Raw genomic sequence first — 13,012 nt, forward strand, 5'->3', positions numbered from 1 at the left:
GATGAGCCTCGTTCCGCTTCCGCGCCTGATTGTCGAACCGCTGGTCCGGGCAGCCCTGCTCGAAGATCTCGGTCTTGCCGGCGACATTACCTCGGCGTCGGTCATCCCCCACGATCATCGCTCGACGGTGGTGATGGCCGCCCGTCAGCAGGGCGTGATCGCCGGCCTCGATGCAGCCGAACTCGCCTTCACCCTCGTCGATCCTGGTATCGCCGTGCGCCGCCATCTCCAGGACGGCGATGCGGTCAAACCCGGCGACGTGATCGTCACCATCGAAGGTCCCTCACGCGGCCTGCTGACAGCCGAGCGCACCGCGCTGAATTTCGTCGGCCATCTCTCCGGCATCGCCACCGTGACGGCCGAGATTGCCGCCGCCATCCGCGGCACCAAAGCCTCCGTCGCCTGCACGCGCAAGACGACGCCGGGGCTGCGGGCGCTGGAAAAATATGCGGTGCGGGCCGGTGGTGGCATGAACCACCGCTTCGCGCTTTATGACGCGGTGCTGATCAAGGACAATCACGTCGCCATTGCCGGCGGCGTCGCCGAGGCGATCCGCCGGGCGCGGGCCGGCGTCGGCCATCTGGTGAAGATCGAGGTCGAAGTCGATACCCTCGATCAGCTGCGCGACGCGATGGAGACCGGCGTCGACGCCGTTCTGCTCGACAATATGACGCCCGCGCAACTGCGCGATGCCGTCGCCATCGTCGCCGGCCGGGCGATCACCGAGGCCTCCGGCCGCGTCACACCGGCAACGGCTGGAGCAATCGCCGCCTCCGGCGTCGACCTCATTTCCGTCGGCTGGCTGACGCATAGCGCGCCGGTACTGGATATCGGGCTCGATTTCATCGAAGCCGCCGCCACGGAAACGAGCCCGAAACGGGTTGCACAGGTGCTGTAATCGGCTTGACAGCTGGGTCTTGAAGCTGGCGATTGTTCAAACAACTCCCGCTACAGAAGGCCCACAGCATGCCATCAGCAAGTGTTGACGAAGCATCTTCTTGGCGAGCGGCAGGCGAAAATGCAAATATTCGCTGAAATTTCTTCTTTTTATAGCAAAACCGCTATGCGCGGCGCCCTTATAGCACTACGATGATTTAAGCGGCGGCTGCGTTTGCGCGCCTTGGCTTTCAGGGGTAAGACCGGGATGCAACGGACATCCGGACAGATGTCGAAGAACAGGCTGTGCCTGCTCGGAAGACCGCGGCTGCTGGCAGCGGGGAGGGAACTCCCCTTGCCGGAGAAGTCTTATTTTCTCCTCGCCATGCTGACCGCCGAAGCCAATCTCGAACTCGATCGCGAAACCGTCAGGCGGCAGCTCTGGCAATCTGAACTGCCGGAAAAGCGCGCGGGCAGCCTGCGCCAGCTGCTGTCGCGTATCGAGCAGAGCATTCCCGCCGATCTTCCACCGCTGCTTGCCGCGACCCGCACCCATATCGGGCTGGCGGACGGCTGGGAGGTCGACGTTCATATCCTGAAGCAGAAAGGGCCGCTCGCCCCCGAAGACAGCGATATGCTGAACGGCGAACTGCTGGAAGGCGCCAAATCGCCGACGCAGGGCGCCGAGGACTGGCTGACCTTTGAGCGCCAGCGTGTCGACGAATTGCGCTCGGCCCATCTCACCCGGCTGATCGAAACATCGGAAGACGGATCGGATGACGAGCAGGTGGCGTTTGCCCGGCGCCTGCTGGAACTCGACCCTGCCAGCGAGACGGCCTATCGGGCCCTGATGCGCACCTATGTCAGGCTGAACGATGCGGCCGCGGCCCGTCAGGCCTATCTGAAGTGCAAGAGCCAGCTGAAGGACGACTTCGATACCGAGCCGGAGGAAAGCACCACCGCGCTTGCCCGCGAACTCGGCCTGATCCCGGCGGCACAGGCAGCTGCGCCGGAGCGCCCGTCTGCATCGGGCATGTTCGCCAATCTGCTCGGCCAGCCTCGCATCATCATCCTGCCGCCGGAAAGCATCTTCACCGATCCGCTGATGGAGCGTGTCGGCCGGGCGCTTCTCGAAGACGTCACCATCGGCCTCAGCCAACAGCGCGGCTTCAAGGTGATCGCGGCGCATACGAGCCTCGAAATCCTCAGCCGCTCGATCGATCCGGCGCGGGCCGTGCCCGGCCCGCTCGACCTCAGCTTCGACTATGCGGTCTACGTCACCATCCAAGGCCGCGACGAGGATGTCTTTGCCACCTGCCGGCTGACGCGGACGACGACGTCGGAGGTGATCTGGGCGCTGGAACTGCCGCTCGTGATGCAGAAGATCAGCGAGTCCTTCGCGCATCTGACGCGGCGGATCGTCTCCTCGCTCGCCGACACGATCGAGCGCCACGAACTGGCAATGCCGATCGGCGATGCGCCGGCTTCCGCCTATCGCCTTTATCTCGAAGGCAAGCGGCTGATCGCCCAAACCGACCTGCAGCACCTGCGCCAGGCGCGCAAATGGTTCAAATCTTCGCTCAATCGTTACGAGCATTTCTCGGCCGCCCATGCCGGCGTGTCGCGGGCGCTCGGCATGGAATGGCTGATCCGCGGCATGCGCGACAAGGAACTGCTCGACGAGGCGAATGGTGCTGCCCGCCTTGCGCAGCAGTCCGACCCGAACAGCGGCCGGGCCTATCGCGAACTCGGTTTTGTGGCGCTTTATCGCCGCCGCTTCGACGAAAGCCTGGAATATTTCCAGCAGGCCCAGGATCTCAATCCCAACGATGCCGACATCCTCGCCGATTTCGCCGACGCGCTTTCCCATGACGGCGATTTCGACCGGGCGCTGGAGCTCAGCCGCGCAGCCTTCAAACTCAATCCACTGCCGCCGGATTATTATTACTGGAACCTCGGCGGCATCCACTTCATGCGCGAAGAGTATGAAAAGGCGATCGACGCGCTGGAACCGGTGAAGACCAAACAGGCGACGGCGCGTCTGCTTTCCGCCTCGCATGCGATGGCAGGTGATACCGGCAAGGCTCAGAACTATGCCCGAACGGTGCTGGAAAACTTCCCCGATTTCCGCAGCGAGGACATTCGTCATTTCGTCCCCGATCGCGATCCCGCCTTCACAGAACCGCTGATAAAAGGCCTGCAACTCGCCGGTCTTCCCTGATGCATCGCCTTTTAACGAAGCCTGTAACGCTTAAATGACGCAGGCAATGTTTCCCTCCGATGGTTAACGGCAGCAAGCGCTGCCCAACCAATCGGAGATGGAACATGAAGACGAATGCTGAAACCACCGCAGTTCAGACACAGTCCCTGCGCTTCTCTGCAGCTGCCAGAGCAGCGATGAAACAAGATGAACTCAGCGTTTCCGCCAATGCGCTCGAGAGCCTGACGCATGCGCTGAGGTTCCGCTAAGGAACAGAAACGGATGTCTGTTTTCACCGATCTTGAAACGCTTGCCGGTGACCTCAAACGATCATCGGCCGGCGTCAGCGATTATCACGACCGTGCCGTCACGCCGGCTCAGACCTTGGCGGCCATCCGGCCGCATCTGCGCGAATTCGGCATCACGCGCGTCGGCCTGCTGACCGCGCTCGACGTCTTGAACATCCCCGTCGCCTTCGCGACGCGGCCGAACAGCCATTCGCTCTCGGTTTTCCAGGGCAAGGGCATCGACAATGATGCCGCCATGACCTCGGCCGCCATGGAAGCGATCGAGACACGGATCGCCGAAATCCCGCCCGCCGACCTGACGGAGGCGACCGTCGCCGGCATGCGGGCGGAAAATGCGGCCATGATCGATCTCGACAATGTCGCCCGCTGCGCGCCCGACGAGATCGGCAGCGGACCCATTCCCTGGTGCTCCGGGCTCGACATCCTTTCCGGCAGCAGCGTCTTCGTGCCCTGGTGGCTGGTCGGCCTCGACCACCGCGGCGAAAGACCGCCGGGTTTTGAACAGTCGAGCGATGGGCTGGCCTCCGGCAACACGCCGTCCGAAGCCGTCCTGCACGGGCTCTGCGAACTGGTGGAGCGCGACGCCTGGGCCCTGACCCAGCTGAAATCGCCCGAGCGGCTGAAGGAGAGCCGCATCGATCCCGCCTCCTTCGGCGACGCAGTCATCGATGTCATGACCGACCGGATCGCGCGCGCCGGCATGCGGCTGCTGCTCCTTGACATGACCACCGATATCGGCGTTCCCGCCTTTCTCGCCGTCATCATGCCCGGCAATCTTTCCGACCGCGTCGATGCACGCTGGGCCCATGTTTGCGGCGGCTGCGGCTGCCATCCCGATCCCGTGCGCGCCGCGCTGCGCGCCATCACCGAAGCGGCGCAGAGCCGGCTGACCGCAATTGCCGGCAGCCGCGACGATTTTTCGCCGCGCGTCTATCAGCGGCTCGACCAGAGCGCGGCGATGCAGCAGGTGGTCGAACTTTGCGAGGGCGGCGGCCGCATGCGCGCCTTCCAGCCGCGTCAGAGCCGCCCGGCGACGATCCAGGAAACCATCGGCCATATCGCCGGCCGGCTGGCGGCGACCGGCATCGAGCAGATCGTCGTCGTGCCGTTTGCGCACCGGGCTCTGCCGGTCTCCGTCGTCAGGGTCATCGTGCCGGGCCTGGAGGTCGATATCTCCGGCCAGTACATCCAGCTCGGCATGCGGGCGGTCAACACCATGAGGGGAGCCCAGTCATGAAGGTGCTGTTCGTCGGTCCGAGCCTTGGCAGCGATCTCGCCGCGGTAAGAGCCACATCCCCTCGCATCGATTTCCGGCCGCCGGCTGCCTGCGGCGACATCCTGAAGGCCGTTCACGACGGCGCCACCGCCATCGGTCTCGTCGACGGATATTTCGGCGATCTGCCTTCAGTCTGGCACAAGGAAATTCTGTTCGCGCTCGAGCACGATGTCGCCGTTGCCGGCGGTGCCAGCATGGGCGCGTTGCGGGCGGCCGAATGCGCGCCTTTTGGCATGGTCGGGCTCGGCTCGATCTTCGAGGATTACGAGACCGGGCGGCTGCTCGACGACGAGGCCGTCGCGCTGGTGCATGCGCCGCAGGCGCTTGGCTGGCTGCCGCTCTCCGTGCCTTGGGTCGATTTCGAGCCGACGATCGAGGCGCTTCTGACCAGTGGTGAGATCTCGTCCAGCGAGCGCAAGAAACTGCTGCTTGCCGGCCGTTTCCTGCATTTTTCCGAGCGCACCTATGCCAAGGTCGTCGACGAGTGCCATTTCCGCAAGCCGCGCCGCGACCAGATCCTCGTCGCTGTCCGCCTGCATCGTGTCGAGCGCAAGCGCAACGACGCCCGGCTGGTGCTGGATTGGCTGCGCCGGGACGAATTCATGGCTGTCAACCGTGACTGGCGTTTTGCCGCGACCTCGCATTGGGAGCTGCTGCACGCCGAAGTCACGCGCAATGCGGTTCCTGTAACGCTCGAATAACGGTCACCGCGGAATATGCATTGGTAATGGAATCGTACGGTTTCACGGCCAAAGAGGCGGGAACGATGTTTGAACAACGCAACGAAGGTACAGGCAGCGAATACGCAAGGATCTTCCGGCTGCTGTCGGCAGCCAAGGAGGAGGCTGAAAAGCTTCAGCTGCGGAATCTGATGCACCTGACGAACATGGCGCTGCTGCAGGTCGTGATCGATTGGGACGGCATAGATCCCGACCGGGAACTAGACGTCAATCTCGAGAAACTGCTCGGCAGCAAAGCCAAGATCGCAATGAAGGACGCCAGCGAGAATCTGATCCTGATCGATCGCCACTGACCCTCATGCGGATCGCTGGGGGATAACCGGCCTATTCGGCCGCTTCGCCGTCCAGCTGTTCGGTATGGGCAATCGCCTGGACGAGCTTCAGGATCTTCTTGCGAAGAGCTTCGTTCTTGATCGAAAAGAACGCCGCATTGAGAAGCACGCCTTCGCGCGAGATAATGAACTCCTCGCTGGGAGCCGGATTGTCGTTGGCCGTATCGGGGTCCGACAGATCGTCGAAAAATGTTCTGACGTCGACCTTCAGCGCGCCTGCGATTTCAACCAGCATGCTGGCGGAAACGCGGTTGGAACCCTTTTCGTATTTCTGGATCTGCTGGAACGTTACGCCGACACGGTCGCCCAGTTCCGTCTGAGATACTTTCCTCAATAGACGCTGGATACGGATAGTCTTTCCGACGTGAACGTCGACGGAATGCGGTTCTTCTTTCATTTTTTCCCTCCTGAGGACACGGACTGAAGTTATTCGCCAAATCCGTGTCAGACAACTTTTACCTGAGATGGCTAAAGCTAGCAATTGCTCGGCGGTAAGTCGTCCCAAACCGATACACTGCGTCGCTTCATCCTTACAGAAGCAAAAGACATGCCAGAGTAGCACTTTTGTAAGGCACAGCACATCATGTGATTTTGTGACGCGGCGTCCTGCGGGGAGGGCGATAGTGTACCTTGGTGGCGGCCGTCATCTGCCCTAGGAAAGTGAGGGCAGCGAGGCGGTTGAGACCAGGACTCGCGCCCCTGGAGCGCCGGTCTCCGACGTCACCACGTTGTTAAAGGTGGTCGCGCGCTTTCAGGGCGTGATACGGGCCAGATCAATCGGATCTATATTCAGCGCGTCGGCTCGGAAAATGGAAGCCTACGCTCCGGTCGTCAGCGTGGAGATCTGATCGGTATCGTAGCGGTTCCGCAGGTCAGCAAGAGCCGCGGGGTCTGGAGTGCCGCGTTCGGCGAGCTTGGCAAGCTCTTCGAAATAATGCTCGTGTCCGGGCGGGGAGACCGTCATCAGCACACGTGCCGGCTTTTCGCTGACATTGGTGATGTTGTGCGGCACGCCCGGTGGAATGAACAGATAAGTGCCTGGCGTCGCGCGGATCGTCTTTTCGCCGACGTGCCACACGCATTCTCCATCAAGCACGAAGAAGGTTTCCTCCTGCACGCGATGGATATGAAGGCCGGTCACGAATCCGGCCGGGATCGTCCAGTCGAACATGCTCGTGTGTTTCGTATCCTCACCGGTGACAAGAAAAACCATGGGATGGTCACGCAGCATGACCCCCTTGTTCTCGTCGGGCATGCGGATGACAGGGGCGGCGCTCATCTGATCCTCCATTGGCTGGGTACTGCTTGCGCGGACGCCGGCACAGAATGCCACCGCCGTGTCGGTCAGTCGTGAAGCCGTTGCGAAATTGTTGCGAAAAGATTGCAAACGGTATCTTCTTCGAAAATGGTAACAAGCCTCAGCTTCGGCCCGTTTCGCCTTGACGCCAGTGCCGGGATTCTCTTCCACGGCGCCGAGCCGATGCCGCTCGGTCAGCGGGCGGTCGCGCTGCTTGTGCTGCTCCTGCAGCGGGCGGGCACACCCGTTTCGAAGGAAACGTTAATCGAAACCGCATGGCCCGGCCAAGCGATAGAGGACAGCAACCTAACAGTTCAGATCGCAGCCCTTCGGCGGGTTCTCGAAAAGCTGAGCGGCGGCGCCTGCTGGATCGAGACGCTGCCGCGACACGGCTATCGCTATGTCGGACCAGCGGTCGCAGTTGACGGATCCGCCCCAGCGACGGAAGCCTTGACGAGGGCAGCGCTGACATTGCCCGACAAGCCTTCAATCGCCGTCTTGCCGTTCTCGAACCTCAGCGGCGATCCTGAACAGGATTATTTCGCCGACGGCATGGTTGACGACATCATTACCGGCCTGGCGCGCATCAATTGGCTGCTCGTCATCGCGCGCAACTCGAGCTTCATCTATAAGGGTCGCGCCGTTGACGTGAAGCAGGTCGGCCGCGAACTCGGCGTCCGCTATGTGCTCGAAGGCAGCGTGCGCAAAGCCGGCGACAGCGTGCGCGTGATCGGCCAGATGGTCGACGCATCGACCGGCGCTCACCTATGGGCTCAGCGGTACGATCGCAGCTTCACCGATATTTTTGCGCTGCAGGATGAGATCGCCTTGTCGGCTGTCGGCGCCATCGCCCCCAGCCTGCGGCGTGCCGAAATCGATAGGGTAAAGCGCAAGCGCCCCGACAACCTCGATGCTTATGACCTCGTGCTGCGGGCGCAACCCGACGTGGATTCCGGCATGCCTGAGCGGGTTGCGCAAGCGCTCGTGCTGCTTGAACGCGCCATCGAGCTCGATCCGGCTTATGCTCTGGCGCATGGCAATGCCGCGATGTCCCGTCATTGCCTCTTCCTCCGGGCCGGCTTGCAGGAAGCCGACCGCGCCGCTTCGATACGCCATGCCCGCGCGGCCATCCTCCACGGGCAGGATGATGCCTCCGCCCTGACCCTTGCGGGGTTCTCCATCGGCATGGATGGGCATGACCGCAAGGCGGCCTACACCGCATTGGAAGCAGCGCTCGCCATTAGCCCCTCATCAGCCCTGACCTATATCTTGGGAAGCGTCATTCTCGGATGGAGCGGAGAAGCGGAGCGGGCTATCGAATGGAGCGAGCAGGGCATGCGGCTAAGCCCGTTCGACCCATGGGCTTTCGCCGCATTCGACGCACAGGCGATGAGCCATTTGTTGCGCGGCCGCTATGATGAAGCCTGCCGCGCCGCCTACAAGTCCGTTCAGGCCAATCCCGCACACAGCATCACTCATGTGCAATTAACTGCCGCCCTGGCCAAGCTCGGCCGGCTGGAAGAAGCGAGAGCAGCCGCAACGCAGGTCCTTGAGCTGCATCCGACGTTTCGCTTCGGCCGCCAGTTCGCCGGCGTCGACTGCGCACCGGCGCTCGCGAAATGCCTTGGCGACGCGTTACGCGCCGCAGGCCTGCCGGAGTAGCGCACATAGGGAAGCTACGCTCTGGCCGCCTGGATAAATGATCGCCGTCAAAGCGACCAGAGGCGCTGCGCATTGGCGAAAAGCAGCCTGGAGCGCTCCGCCTCACTGCTGCCGGACAGCACGGCATGGGTCGCAGCGACCCAGGTGGAAAGGCCGCCGCCGAGCGTGCACACCGGCCAGTCGCTGCCCCAGACGACGCGATCCCAGCCGAAGCTTGCGATGACATGCTCGATATAGGGCCGGAGCGTCTGCGCCGTCCATGTCTCGGCATCGGCATAGGCAACGACGCCGGAGACTTTGCAGACGACATTCGGCCGCCTCGCGATCTCCGAGATGCCGGCCTTCCACGGCTCGTAGGCATCGGAGCGGATATCGGGCACGCCGCAATGGTCGAGCACGAACTGCACATCCGGGGCGAGATCGACGAGGGCCGTAACGCGGCCCGCCTGGTGCGGCAATGTGCAGAGGTCGAAGGTCAGGCCGCTGCCGCCGATGCGGCGGATGTTTTCGCGAAACAGGGCGCCTTCCGACACGTCGTCGGGCACGACATGCAGCACGCGGCGGAATCCCTTGACGAAGGGATCGGCCTGCTGCCGCTCCAGGTAGACGGCAAAGCCTTCTTCCTCCGGCCGGCAGGAAACGATGGCGCCGGCAATCAGGCTGCCTGTCTTTTTGGCAATGCCGGCGATATGGTCGGTCTCGGCCTGCATGGCGGCGGGATCGACGTCGACCTCCATGTGCAGCACCGTGGTGATGCCGCAGCGCCGCGCCTCGGCCGCGTAGGTCTCATAGAGAAAATCATGATCGAGATCGGCCACCTTGGAAAGCCAGGGATAGGGCAGCGCCGAGCGATCGATAATGTGCAGATGGGTGTCGATGAGCACGCTTTTCTCCTCCAGGACAGGCTTTGCCGCACGCTATCCCTGGTGAATGGATTGTTCAAATAGAAATTGCCGCCCCTCAGTCTGGGCTTGCGACGTCGGCGCCGGCAAGCAGCGAAAGCTGCTTGGCCGCCTTTTGCACTAGCATGGTCGCCTGGCTGATATCGGGGGCGGTTGGTGCGTTGACAAGCGCGATGAAGGGGCAAGTAAGGGCGGCGATACAGCGCCCGTCCGGCCCGAGAACGGGCGCGGAAAGATTGTAGACGCCCGATGTCTGGGCGCTTGCCATCATCTCGTAGCCGCGCTCGCGGATCTGGTCGAGACGATCGTAGAAATCGGACCTGAGTTCGATCTCCGCGCGGCTGCGCACATGTTCCGAGATCATCATCTCCCGCTCCTCCGCGCTGCGGAAGGCGAGCAGCACATGCCCCGAACCGGTGTCGAACAGGCTGATATGGGCGCCGATGCGGATCGAGAAGCCCCAATAGTCCGGCGCCTCCTGCTGGGCAATAACGACAGCCGCGCCGCGGTCGAAGACGGCGAGGTGATTGGCCTGGCGCGTGCGCAGGGCGAGATCGCGCATCAGCGGCGTCGCATAGGAAGCAAGCCGGCGGACCGGCGTATGCAATTGCGCCAGGCCGAAGAGCTTCAGCGTCAGCGAATAACGGTCGCCGTCCAGCCGGGTGACATAACCGCGGCGCACCAGGCGGTCGAGCATGCGGTAGAATTCGTTGGGGCTGCGATCGAGCCGCTTGGCGATATCGGCCTGGGTGAGGCCGCTGTCGACGCCGGCGAGCAATTCCAGGATATCGAGGCCCTTGTCGAGCGCCGGAGCGCGATAGCGGTCTGACTCCTCGGTCTCCATTCCTTCCTCCTGTGAATATCATTCTGCATATACGCAGAACAGCAGCCGGAAAAGGAAAAGTTTGCGCTTGACCCTTGGCTAATCGTCTGTTTGTCTATAAACAGACAAATCATAACTGAAGACGTCGCTTGGGATCCGGTGAGATCTAGCGCGCTTCCGAAACGAAACCAGGCGGCAGGCTGCCAGCATTCTCTTGCCGCAGAGCGGTCACAGCGCGCAAAATGGGAAAGGGTGAGCCCCGCCTTCGTCAGACAAAACGCATCCCATCGTTCCGCGCAGACAATTCCAGAAAAGGCCCCGTGACATGACAAACAGACTTTCCGGCAAGATCGTTCTCATCACCGCCGCCGGCCAGGGTATCGGCCGGGCGACGGCGACAGCCTTTGCCGCGGCCGGCGCCAAGGTCCACGCGACCGACATCAATACCGAGGCGCTGGCGACCTTGGCAGCGGAAACCGGCGTTTCCACCCATCAGCTGAACGTGCTCGAAGAGGATGCGGTCAAGGCTCTCGTCGCCGAGATCGGCGCGGTCGACGTGCTGTTCAACTGCGCCGGCTTCGTGCATGCCGGCTCGATCCTGGAGATGAAGGATTCCGATTTCGAATTTGCCCTCGACCTCAACGTCAAGGCGATGATCCGCACCATCCGCGCCGTGCTGCCCGGCATGCTGGAGCGCAAGGACGGCTCGATCATCAACATGGCCTCGGTCGCTTCCAGCATCAAGGGCGTGCCGAACCGCTTCGCCTATGGCGTCACCAAGGCCGCCGTCATCGGGCTGACCAAATCCGTCGCCGCCGATTATGTCGCCGACGGCATCCGCTGCAACGCCATCTGCCCCGGCACGGTGGAAAGCCCGTCGCTGCAGGACCGCATGCGCGCGCAGGGCGATTATGACGCGGCCCGCGCCGCCTTCATCGCCCGCCAGCCGATGGGCCGGCTCGGTTCGCCCGAAGAGATCGCCGATCTCGCCGTCTATCTCGCCGGCGCCACCTACACCTCGGGCCAGGCAATCGCCATCGACGGCGGCTGGACGATCTGAGCCGATTCAGCGATGTGGCCGGCACGCAGCCGGCCGATCCCGGCCGCGCCCCGCCTGCAACCGACCCCGTTAACGGAGAATACACCATGACCCGCATCACCGACCTTCGTGTCTTCGATCTCCGCTTTCCCACGTCGCAAAGCCTGGATGGGTCGGATGCGATGAACCCCGATCCGGATTATTCGGCCGCCTATGTCGTTCTCGATACGGATACGCCCGATCTTGCCGGCCACGGCCTGACCTTCACCATCGGCCGCGGCAACGACATCTGCTGCATGGCGATCGAAGCGATGCGCCATCTCGTCGTCGGTGCCGAGCTTGCCGAGGTGCTCGGCCATCCCGGCAAATTCTGGCGGCATCTGACCAGTGACAGCCAGCTGCGCTGGATCGGCCCGGAAAAGGGCGCCATTCATCTGGCGACCGGCGCCGTCGTCAACGCCGTCTGGGATCTGCTTGCCAAACAGGCGGGAAAACCGGTCTGGCGGCTGGTCGCCGGGATGTCGCCTGAGCAAATCGCCGATATCGTCGACTATCGCTATCTCACCGACGTGCTGACGCGTGAGGAGGCAGTCGAGATCCTCAAGCGCGCCGAAACCGGCAAGGCCGAACGCATCGCCATCCTCGAAAAAGAGGGTTATGCCTGCTACACCACCTCGGCCGGCTGGCTCGGTTATGAAGACGAGAAACTGCGCCGCCTTTGCCGGGAGGCGATCGACGCCGGCTTCAACCATATCAAGATGAAGGTCGGCCGCGACCTGGACGACGATATCCGCCGCCTGAGGATCGCCCGCGAAGTGATCGGTCCCGATCGTTACCTGATGATCGACGCCAACCAGGTCTGGGATGTCGGCCAGGCGATCGACTGGGTCAAGGCGCTTGCCCCGGCCAAGCCCTTCTTCATCGAGGAACCGACCAGCCCCGACGATGTCGCCGGCCACCGCAAGATCCGCCAGGCGATCGCGCCGGTGAAGGTCGCGACCGGCGAGATGTGCCAGAACCGCATCATGTTCAAGCAGTTCATCGCCGAGGGCGCGATCGACATCGTCCAGATCGATTCCTGCCGTATGGGCGGGTTGAACGAGGTTCTCTCCGTCCTGCTGATTGCCGCCAAATTCGGCCTGCCGGTCTGGCCGCATGCCGGCGGTGTCGGTCTTTGCGAATATGTCCAGCATCTGTCGATGATCGACTATGTCGCCGTCTCCGGCACCAAGGAAGGCCGCGTCATCGAATATGTCGATCACCTGCACGAACACTTCCTCGATCCCTGCCGGATCGAGAACGCCGCCTATATGCCGCCCACTCAGCCGGGCTTCTCGATCGAGATGAAACCGGCCTCGATCAGCAACTATACGTTTCGAAGATAAGAAAACTTCGCCAGCTCCGACGTATCCGCTGCCGGCCGCAGGATAATTTCCTGTTTTCGACAGTCTTTCCTGACGCCGATGGGGCTTCCAATCTGACGGGACTGCTCCAATTCACTTGGAGGCGGGCGAAGCTTGCTTTTTTTAGCAGTGAGGAATATTTTCAAACGGTGAA

At 62.5% G+C, this 13,012-nt stretch carries 13 protein-coding genes; 9 read left to right on the plus strand and 4 right to left on the minus strand.

Going from position 1 to position 13,012, the window contains the following annotated elements; genetic code table 11:
* The first annotated feature begins 1 nt into the window (after window position 1).
* From nadC to FHX14_RS00900, 6 genes are all read left to right on the plus strand, one after another.
* Window positions 2–898, plus strand: a complete 897-nt coding sequence (gene nadC, locus FHX14_RS00875; RefSeq protein WP_184375473.1) for a carboxylating nicotinate-nucleotide diphosphorylase — start codon at window positions 2–4, stop codon at window positions 896–898.
* Between the two features lie 246 nt (window positions 899–1,144).
* Window positions 1,145–3,097: a BTAD domain-containing putative transcriptional regulator gene (locus FHX14_RS00880; RefSeq protein ID WP_184375475.1), complete on the plus strand. Its 1,953-nt coding sequence runs from the start codon at window positions 1,145–1,147 to the stop codon at window positions 3,095–3,097.
* 104 nt (window positions 3,098–3,201) lie between these two features.
* Complete coding sequence (locus tag FHX14_RS00885) at window positions 3,202–3,345, plus strand: hypothetical protein (protein ID WP_164918697.1); 144 nt, start codon at window positions 3,202–3,204, stop codon at window positions 3,343–3,345.
* Between the two features lie 13 nt (window positions 3,346–3,358).
* A complete protein-coding gene (locus FHX14_RS00890) occupies window positions 3,359–4,621 on the plus strand; it encodes a YcaO-like family protein (RefSeq protein WP_184375477.1) in 1,263 nt (420 codons plus the stop codon).
* On the plus strand, window positions 4,618–5,361 hold the full coding sequence (locus FHX14_RS00895) for a TfuA-like protein (protein ID WP_184375479.1): 744 nt from the start codon (window positions 4,618–4,620) through the stop codon (window positions 5,359–5,361). Before FHX14_RS00890 ends, FHX14_RS00895 begins: the two co-directional genes overlap by 4 nt.
* A 65-nt stretch (window positions 5,362–5,426) precedes the next feature.
* Window positions 5,427–5,693 carry a hypothetical protein gene (locus FHX14_RS00900; protein WP_003594963.1) on the plus strand — a complete coding sequence of 89 codons (267 nt, stop codon included), beginning with the start codon at window positions 5,427–5,429 and terminating at the stop codon, window positions 5,691–5,693.
* Between the two features lie 31 nt (window positions 5,694–5,724).
* Here FHX14_RS00900 and FHX14_RS00905 read toward each other — a convergent pair whose 3' ends face one another.
* Together FHX14_RS00905 and FHX14_RS00910 are read right to left on the minus strand one after the other, a co-directional pair.
* A complete protein-coding gene (locus FHX14_RS00905; RefSeq protein ID WP_184375481.1) occupies window positions 5,725–6,129 on the minus strand; it encodes a helix-turn-helix transcriptional regulator in 405 nt (134 codons plus the stop codon).
* A gap of 420 nt (window positions 6,130–6,549) precedes the next feature.
* Window positions 6,550–7,011, minus strand: coding sequence for a cupin domain-containing protein (locus FHX14_RS00910; protein ID WP_184375484.1), 462 nt, complete (start codon window positions 7,009–7,011; stop codon window positions 6,550–6,552).
* Between the two features lie 126 nt (window positions 7,012–7,137).
* On the opposite strand from FHX14_RS00910, the gene FHX14_RS00915 reads away from it, so the two are divergent.
* Window positions 7,138–8,691, plus strand: a complete 1,554-nt coding sequence (locus FHX14_RS00915) for a winged helix-turn-helix domain-containing protein (RefSeq protein WP_184375491.1) — start codon at window positions 7,138–7,140, stop codon at window positions 8,689–8,691.
* 47 nt (window positions 8,692–8,738) lie between these two features.
* On the opposite strand, the gene FHX14_RS00920 is transcribed toward FHX14_RS00915, so the two are convergent.
* Together FHX14_RS00920 and FHX14_RS00925 are read right to left on the minus strand one after the other, a co-directional pair.
* A complete protein-coding gene (locus FHX14_RS00920; protein WP_184375493.1) occupies window positions 8,739–9,575 on the minus strand; it encodes an amidohydrolase in 837 nt (278 codons plus the stop codon).
* A 76-nt stretch (window positions 9,576–9,651) separates the two neighbouring features.
* The gene (locus FHX14_RS00925; protein WP_184375495.1) at window positions 9,652–10,437 is read right to left on the minus strand and encodes an IclR family transcriptional regulator; all 786 of its coding nucleotides are present in this window, start codon (window positions 10,435–10,437) and stop codon (window positions 9,652–9,654) included.
* Between the two features lie 304 nt (window positions 10,438–10,741).
* Between FHX14_RS00925 and FHX14_RS00930 the strand changes: the two genes are divergently transcribed.
* Window positions 10,742–11,476 (plus strand): SDR family oxidoreductase, encoded by a 735-nt coding sequence (locus FHX14_RS00930; protein WP_184375498.1) that lies wholly within the window; start codon window positions 10,742–10,744, stop codon window positions 11,474–11,476.
* Window positions 11,477–11,562: 86 nt separating this feature from the next.
* On the plus strand, window positions 11,563–12,840 hold the full coding sequence (locus FHX14_RS00935; protein ID WP_184375500.1) for an L-fuconate dehydratase: 1,278 nt from the start codon (window positions 11,563–11,565) through the stop codon (window positions 12,838–12,840).
* Window positions 12,841–13,012: the final 172 nt, after the last annotated feature.

Source organism: Rhizobium sp. BK619, from assembly GCF_014195245.1.
In the GTDB taxonomy this organism is placed as follows: Bacteria; Pseudomonadota; Alphaproteobacteria; order Rhizobiales; family Rhizobiaceae; genus Rhizobium; species Rhizobium acidisoli.

Excerpts from the sequence above, each read along its gene's own strand:
- nadC (WP_184375473.1), top strand. The coding sequence starts at position 2 with ATGAGCCTCGTTCCGCTTCCGCGCCTGATTGTCGAACCGCTGGTCCGG.
- FHX14_RS00880 (WP_184375475.1), top strand. The coding sequence starts at position 1,145 with ATGCAACGGACATCCGGACAGATGTCGAAGAACAGGCTGTGCCTGCTC.
- FHX14_RS00885 (WP_164918697.1), top strand. The coding sequence starts at position 3,202 with ATGAAGACGAATGCTGAAACCACCGCAGTTCAGACACAGTCCCTGCGC.
- FHX14_RS00890 (WP_184375477.1), top strand. The coding sequence starts at position 3,359 with ATGTCTGTTTTCACCGATCTTGAAACGCTTGCCGGTGACCTCAAACGA.
- FHX14_RS00895 (WP_184375479.1), top strand. The coding sequence starts at position 4,618 with ATGAAGGTGCTGTTCGTCGGTCCGAGCCTTGGCAGCGATCTCGCCGCG.
- FHX14_RS00900 (WP_003594963.1), top strand. The coding sequence starts at position 5,427 with ATGTTTGAACAACGCAACGAAGGTACAGGCAGCGAATACGCAAGGATC.
- FHX14_RS00905 (WP_184375481.1), bottom strand. The coding sequence starts at position 6,129 with ATGAAAGAAGAACCGCATTCCGTCGACGTTCACGTCGGAAAGACTATC.
- FHX14_RS00910 (WP_184375484.1), bottom strand. The coding sequence starts at position 7,011 with ATGAGCGCCGCCCCTGTCATCCGCATGCCCGACGAGAACAAGGGGGTC.
- FHX14_RS00915 (WP_184375491.1), top strand. The coding sequence starts at position 7,138 with ATGGTAACAAGCCTCAGCTTCGGCCCGTTTCGCCTTGACGCCAGTGCC.
- FHX14_RS00925 (WP_184375495.1), bottom strand. The coding sequence starts at position 10,437 with ATGGAGACCGAGGAGTCAGACCGCTATCGCGCTCCGGCGCTCGACAAG.
- FHX14_RS00930 (WP_184375498.1), top strand. The coding sequence starts at position 10,742 with ATGACAAACAGACTTTCCGGCAAGATCGTTCTCATCACCGCCGCCGGC.
- FHX14_RS00935 (WP_184375500.1), top strand. The coding sequence starts at position 11,563 with ATGACCCGCATCACCGACCTTCGTGTCTTCGATCTCCGCTTTCCCACG.